This is a genomic window from Streptomyces sp. BE303 (genome assembly GCF_036290945.1).
Lineage (GTDB): Bacteria > Actinomycetota > Actinomycetes > Streptomycetales > Streptomycetaceae > Kitasatospora.
On sequence record NZ_JAQYWZ010000303.1, the window covers coordinates 74,116 to 80,759 of the forward strand.

The window sequence follows — 6,644 nt, forward strand, 5'->3', positions numbered from 1 at the left end:
CGGCCTCCGTCCGCTCAACTCATCTGCGGGAGATTGGTGTTGAGTTGGATGTCGGTCCCGGAGGAGGGGGTGTACTCGTTCCACTCGGCGATCAGCTCGCCCTTCTCCCCTGGCTGTACGACGGGAAACGGCGTGCCGGTGCCGTCGTGCCGGTGCCGCAGCCGGTCGACCGTGAGCCGGCCAGGGTCGGGAACCGCCACGACCGTGCAGCTCTCCTGGAGGTCGCGGTGGCGGGTGGAGTCGATCACGACGAGCGCGCCGGGGGTGAAGCCCCGGCTGGAGGCGACCGGGATGGTCACCGGCAGTCCGGGATTGACCGGATTGGGCCCGACGACGGCCGCGCACTCGGTGCTCACGGTGTCCTCGATCCGCACGGCGCCACGGCCCGGGTTGGCCGGCGGGATGCCGGGGTAGTAGCGGTCGTCGTAGGCGGCGATCTCCTGGGCGATGGTCAGGTACGGGTGGTCGGACGGAATGTCGGCGTCCTTGAAGCCGCCCTCGCAGAAACGCACCCAGGCGTCCTCCCAGCCCTTGCGGATGGTCAGCACGATGCGCGCGCCGCCGGCCCGCAGGAAGGCCTGCCGGGTGGGGTCGGGGTGGCGGATGTTGCGGATGAAGTTCCAGGAGTCGGGGGCGTCCCAGAAGTAGGAGTAGAGGAAGGTCACCACGTTCTCCCACTCCACGGCCTGGTTGACGAACCGGACGAGGTCCTCGTGGCGCTTCAGGTTGGCCCAGGCGCCGTCCGGAGGGTTGAGCGCGCCCGGTTCGAAACCGGCGCCGTGCGCGGTGTCCACGCCCGCCGAGCGGAGTGCCTGCACCGCGCCGGGAGCCATGAACTCGTACTCGGTGCCCAGGAGATGGCGGAGTACGCACTTCATGATCTCGTCGCTCTCCTCACGCCGCAGGGTGAGGGTGTCGACCCCGGCGAGGCGGTCCTCCAGGGAGGCGATCCGGTTGGCGATGTCCTGCTGTTCGGCGAGGTACCTGGTCTGCGCGGCGTCGTGCAGCATGGTCCACACCTGCGACTGCCAGCGCGAGAACAACTCGGGCGTCCGGGCGGTCGTGATCTTCAGGCCCACCCAGGCGGGCCCGACGTCATGGAGGAAGATCAGCACGTTCTGCTCGCCGGTGCGGCCCTTGAAGGCGTTGTACGGCGGGTCGCTGAGCACCACGGCATCGTGCAGTGGCACGCCGGAGTCCTTCTCGAAGCCACTGCCCTCCACGCCGTAGTGCATCCGCGGGTTGTCGTCGAGCATGCCGAGGTGGAACTCGGCCGTCACGGCGGAGACGGCGTAGCCGTCCTCGATGCGAAAGCGCATCGGGTAGAAGTGCCAGCCGCCACCGGCCGGCACGGTGTCGTTGGGGAATACCTCCTTGGTGGCCTCGGGCGGATCGGGCACCTGCACGCCGTACAGATCGCCGAGGTAGCGGTAGTGCTTGCGATTCGGCGGAAGTCCGGGCGCCTGGTCCGCCGGGCGCACGTCGTCGGTGATGTCGTCGTGCGGGAGGGCGAAGACGAAGGGGCCGAGGGCGGCCCGCAGCGCGGCCAGCTCGACGTAGTCCTTGCGGATCGCGGCAGAGGGCTCCGGGACCACGATGTCGTAGGCCGCCCGCAGGCCGTACCGGTAGAGCCGGACCCGCCAGGTGCGCAGCAGGCTGAAGTAGTCGATCCGGACGGCCTGCGTCTGGCTCGGGTTCTTCAGCGTCCGGGTGGTGGTCTCCTCGGTGCCGGTGACGGTCAGCGTGGAGATGGTGACCTTGTGCTCCTGCTTGGCCCGCGAGGACGCCTTCTGGGTCAGCCCGGAGGCGTGCTTGCGGCTCTCCGACGCGGAGGTGGAGGAGCTGTCCTGGGCGGTGAACCCGGACGAGGCCGAGCCGTTGATCACCGGAATGCCGCCGGACACGGTACCGGTGATGTTGAACTGGTTGGAGTGTTGCTGCTGGCTGGCGGTGGACTGGGAGAGCTCGGTGTTGTCGGTGACTCCCGTCTCGCTGTAGCTCTCCAGCGAGTCCGTCACGATGGAGGTGAACTCCCAGGAGGTGACCGACCACTCCTTGTGGGTGACGGCCGTCTCCTCCAGCGGGGCCAGCGGGACGGTGGCGATCAGCTCACCGCGCTGGATGCCCGCCGGCGCCATCTCCAGACGCTCCAGGTTGAGCATGCTCAGCCGGCTGGATCGGGTGTTGAACACCAGGTTCTGGACGGCGACGACGGCACGGTCGGCGTGTGCGTCCCCGGCCTGCACGCCGCTCCCGGCGCGGCGCAGTCGTGCGACCGCGAGGCCGAACGCGACGAGTTCGTCGACCGGAAACCCGGCGAACGGCGCCGGGCCCGGGGGTTCCGCCGCGCCCTCCTCGTAGCCGGCGAGAAGTCGGGTGAGCGGCGCTCCGGCCGGGTGGCCGGCGGCCCGCGCGGCGGCCTCCACCTCGCCCGGGCGCAGCGCCAGTTGGTAGGCGAAGCTGTGCTTGAGCAGCGCCTGGCCGCTGGACGGCGGCGTGATGTCCAGCGCCACCAGGGTGGCCTTGGGTATGTGCCGTGCGGCCGGCGCCAGCACGGGCGAGGAGTCTGCCGGGGGAGTCGGGGGAGCGGCGGGGGCCGGGACGACAAGCGCCGCTTCCGGAGCGGCGGACGGCAGGTGGCCGGTGGTCGCGGCGGGCTCGGGTGCGTGATCGGACATGGTCGTCCTCCCGGACGCGTCGATCTGGCGAGCAGTCAGGAATCAGGCATGTCAAGCCTAGGAATCCCGCCCCCACGATGGCCAGACCCGACGTCCACTGTCACCTCAACGAGTGACACCATCACGGCGCGTCGCAGCCCCGGCCCGTCGGCCGGTCCTCCTGTCGGGTGCCGCACGGCAGCGGTGCTCGTCACCCCGCGGTCCGGCTTCCTCCGTGTCTCAACTGCACCGGAAACAAGAGAGGGTCGAGCCGCGGCAGTCGCGAACGATGTCGACAGCAGCCCGAGGTCTACGTGAACCTCCTGATCGCCAGGGTGAGGAACCGGCAGCTCACCATGGAGACCCTCGTCGCCGACGCCGGGGCCGGCACCGCCCCGGCGGGCCCAGCACCCACCTGCCCGGCTCCCTGCGCGTCGTGAACGGCCCCGGCAGGGGCGCGAAGCGCTACCGGGCGCCGTCGGCGGGTGTCTGCAGCCTCGCCCGGTAGGCGCGCTTCTTGACGAGCGCGCCGCAGGTCTTCATCGAGCACCAGCGGCGGGCACCCGCGCGCGAGGTGTCGACGAAGGGGACACCGCAGTCGGGGTTCCCGCAGATGCGGACGCGTGTGCGGTGCTCCGACGCGCAGAGGGCGATCAGATCCCGGGCGACCGTCGAGAGCACCGCCGCGACCGTATCGCCGTGCCAGCGCACGGTGGTCGCGTCGGGGGCGAGTTCGGGCGTCGAGGGGGGTTCGGCGGCGGCGCGGTTGACGAGCGCGACGTCCTCGGGCGAGGGCGGCGCGGAGTCCGCCAGGGCGAGGCCGGTCCGCTGGATCGCCTCACGCAACCGCCTGGCGCGGCCGAGGTCGGCCTCGGTGCAGGGCGGCGCCGCTGTCGTGCAGTCGCTCTCGACGGCCCAGCGGCTCAAGTCCTCGGGCCGGGCCAGCCGTTCGAAGGGCGCGTCCGCGCCGCGGTCGGCCAGGGTGCCCGCGAAGGCGAAGCACAGTCGCGCGTCGTCGAAGCGGAAGTCGGCCTTGGCGCGCTGGCGCCCCTCGCGGCTGCCGTCCTTGTCGTCCCTGTCGTCCATGTCCACCACTTTAAGTGGTTGACACGATTCCGGGCAAGCGGCTAGCTTCCAAGTCCACCACTTAAACCGGTGGACTTTGGGCGGCTGCTCGACGCTCCCGCCACCCCCCCCCGCAGCACGAGGAGGCCGCGCCATGCGCGCCGCAGTCATCGAGGAACTCCACAAGCCGCTAGTCATCCGCGACGTGCCGGAACCCGCCTGCCCGCCGGACGGCGCGATCGTGCGCGTCGGGGCGAACGGGATCTGCCGGACCGACTGGGCCCTGTGGGCGGGGGAGTTCTGGACGGGCGGACCGCGTGTCGAGGCCCCGTTCGTCCTCGGCCACGAGTTCGCCGGCACCGTCGTGGAGGTCGGCCGCGAGGTGCGGGGGTGGAAGGAGGGAGACCGCGTCATCTTCCCGATGAACCCCGGCGAGGGCGCGTGCGAGATGTGCCGCAGCGGCAACCAGCACGTCTGCGAGCACGTGGACTCGCTCGTACCGGGGGTCTCCTACTGGGGCGCCTTCGCCGAGTACGTCATGGTCCGCTTCGCCGACGTCAACCTGGTCGAAGTACCGGAGGGCGTCGACTTCGTCGACGTCGCCGCGCTGGCCTGCCGCTACATGACCGCCTTCCACGGCGTCGTCGACCAGGCGCGGGTCCGCGGCGGCGAGTGGGTCGCGGTGTACGGCGCCGGGGGCGGCATGGGACTGTCGACGGTCGAGATCGCCGCGGCGACGGGCGCCAACGTCATCGCGATCGACATCACGGAAGACAAGCTGGACGCCGCACGCGCACTCGGCGCCGTCCACACCGTCAACGCGGCGACCGACGACCCCGCCGAAGCGGTGAAGACCCTCACCGGCGGCGGTGCGCACGTGTCGGTCGACGCGGTGGGCATCGCCGCCGCCTGCCGCAACTCCGTCCTCTCCCTACGCGCCCGGGGCCGCCACCTCCAGCTCGGTCACACCACCGCTGCGGAACAGGGGGACGTCGCGCTGCCGGTCGACGTCATGATGGTCAAGGAACTGGAGTTCGTGAGCGCCTTCGGCATGCAGGGCCAGCGCTTCGGCACGATGTTGAACATGATCGCCGCCGGCCGCCTCGCCCCCGGCCGCATCGTCTCGCGCACCGTCGGCCTCCACGAGGCGAGCGAGGTCCTGGAGTCCCTGGAGACCTACGGACCCACCGGTGTGGTCGTCATCGACTCGTTCCGCCCCTGAAACGCCTCTCCCGAAAGCAGGAACGACCATGCCCGCATCCCGTCAACTGATGGACCCGGAACTGAGCCTGGCCCTCGACGCGGTCCCCATGACCCCCAACGGCGCGTTCGACCTGACGGACCTCGCCGCAACGCGCGCGGCGTTCCGCGCCCAGGCCGAGGCCGCCGCCGACGCCCGGCCCGGCGACCCGTCGGTCACCGTCGAGACGCACCTCGCGAGCCGGACGGACGGCCCCGACGTACCGATCCGCCTTCTGCGCCCCACCGGAGCGCCCGGACCTCTGCCGGTCCTGCTCTGGTTCCACGGCGGCGGACAGGTGCTCGGCTTCGCCGCCCAGGACGACCCGTGGCTCACCCGGCTGGGCGCGAGCGTCGGCTGCGCCGTCGCCGTGGTCGACTACCGGCTCGCCCCCGAGACACCCGCCCCCGGCGCCGCCGAGGACGGCTTCACCGCCTACCAGTGGCTCGGCCGCGAGGCGGACGCCCTGGGCCTGGACGGCGCCCGCATCGGCATCGCGGGCCAGAGCGGCGGCGGAGGCGTCGCGGCGGCCACGACCCTGCTGATCCGCGACCGCGGCGGCGTGACACCCCTGTTCCAGTCACTCACCTATCCCATGCTCGACGACCGCAACCGCACCGCGTCGAGCCACGAGATCACCGACATCGGCATCTGGGACCGCTCGACCAACGTGCTCGCCTGGCAGGCGATCCTGGGCGACCGCGCCGGCACCGACGACGTCTGCCCCTACTCCGCCCCCGCGCGCACCACCGACCTCGGCGCCCTGCCACCCACCTTCATCACCGTCGGCGACCTCGACTGCTTCCGCGACGAGGACCTCGACTACGCGGCCCGCCTGCGGGCCCACGGCGTCCCGGTCGAACTCCACCTCTACCCCGGCGCGTACCACGCCTTCGACCTCATCGCCCCGCACTCCCGACTCGCCACCGCCTTCCACCAGACCTGGTCCAACTACCTCACCCGCCAGTTCCACGCCTCCCCTTCCCTCGTCTGACACCACGCCGCCGCGGTCCGCCGGCCATTTCCGGGGGGCATGGGTTCGCGGGACGCCCGGCCGGCGCCTTCCGGCCGGGCGCCCCACCGGTCTCCCCGTGCCGCGGTCCGACGGCCGCGGCACCGGACGCTGGGCCCCGCGCGAGGCGGGCCGAGCGACGCCTCCGGACAGGACGGTGGGCGGAGTAGGGGCACACCCGTGCGGCCTGCGCGGGGCGATTTGTTTCGGGAGCGGAATGGGAGTACGTTCTCCCAGTCGCTCGACAGGGAGCACCGGACACGCATCGGCGCGGACGGTCCCGGGGCGGCCAATCCTTCGGAACACCACTTCCCGGTTCGGCCTGGGTCGCGCCTGCCACGTGCAGGCCTGCCTGGGTGGGTATTCGGCGTGCTCGCTTTCTGGGATTGCGGCCGGGTTCGCTTTTCGGAGCGGCGGTCGGCTAGAGTTTGAAACGTCGGACGGGGCGTCAAGCCGCAGAAGACACTAGTGAGTTGGACGAAGGAAGCGCCGGAAGCGGAGCGGAAAGCATCTGATAAGCTGAAAGTATGAAAGCGAGTCAGGTGAGTGAAACTCCGGAAAACGGAGCGGAAAACGTCTGGTAAGCTGGAAACACGAAAGAACGAAGCGCCCGGAGGGCCGGTGTGAAAGCCGCCTGAAGGAAGTGTCCGTTCCTTGAGAACTCAACAGC

At 71.1% G+C, this 6,644-nt stretch carries 4 protein-coding genes; 2 read left to right on the forward strand and 2 right to left on the reverse strand.

All coding sequences use genetic code 11. From position 1 onward, the window contains the following. Nucleotides 1-14: 14 nt before the first annotated feature. A complete protein-coding gene (locus PUR56_RS03450) occupies nucleotides 15-2,678 on the reverse strand; it encodes a hypothetical protein (protein WP_329947790.1) in 2,664 nt (887 codons plus the stop codon). Between the two features lie 444 nt (nucleotides 2,679-3,122). Continuing rightward, nucleotides 3,123-3,743 carry a CGNR zinc finger domain-containing protein gene (locus PUR56_RS03455; RefSeq protein ID WP_329947791.1) on the reverse strand — a complete coding sequence of 207 codons (621 nt, stop codon included), beginning with the start codon at nucleotides 3,741-3,743 and terminating at the stop codon, nucleotides 3,123-3,125. Nucleotides 3,744-3,876: 133 nt separating this feature from the next. Here PUR56_RS03455 and PUR56_RS03460 point away from each other — a divergent pair, with 133 nt between their 5' ends. Both PUR56_RS03460 and PUR56_RS03465 read left to right on the forward strand, forming a co-directional pair. Beyond that, nucleotides 3,877-4,944, forward strand: a complete 1,068-nt coding sequence (locus PUR56_RS03460; RefSeq protein WP_329947792.1) for an alcohol dehydrogenase catalytic domain-containing protein — start codon at nucleotides 3,877-3,879, stop codon at nucleotides 4,942-4,944. Between the two features lie 28 nt (nucleotides 4,945-4,972). Continuing rightward, a complete protein-coding gene (locus PUR56_RS03465; protein WP_329947793.1) occupies nucleotides 4,973-5,956 on the forward strand; it encodes an alpha/beta hydrolase in 984 nt (327 codons plus the stop codon). The last annotated feature ends 688 nt before the right edge of the window (nucleotides 5,957-6,644 follow it).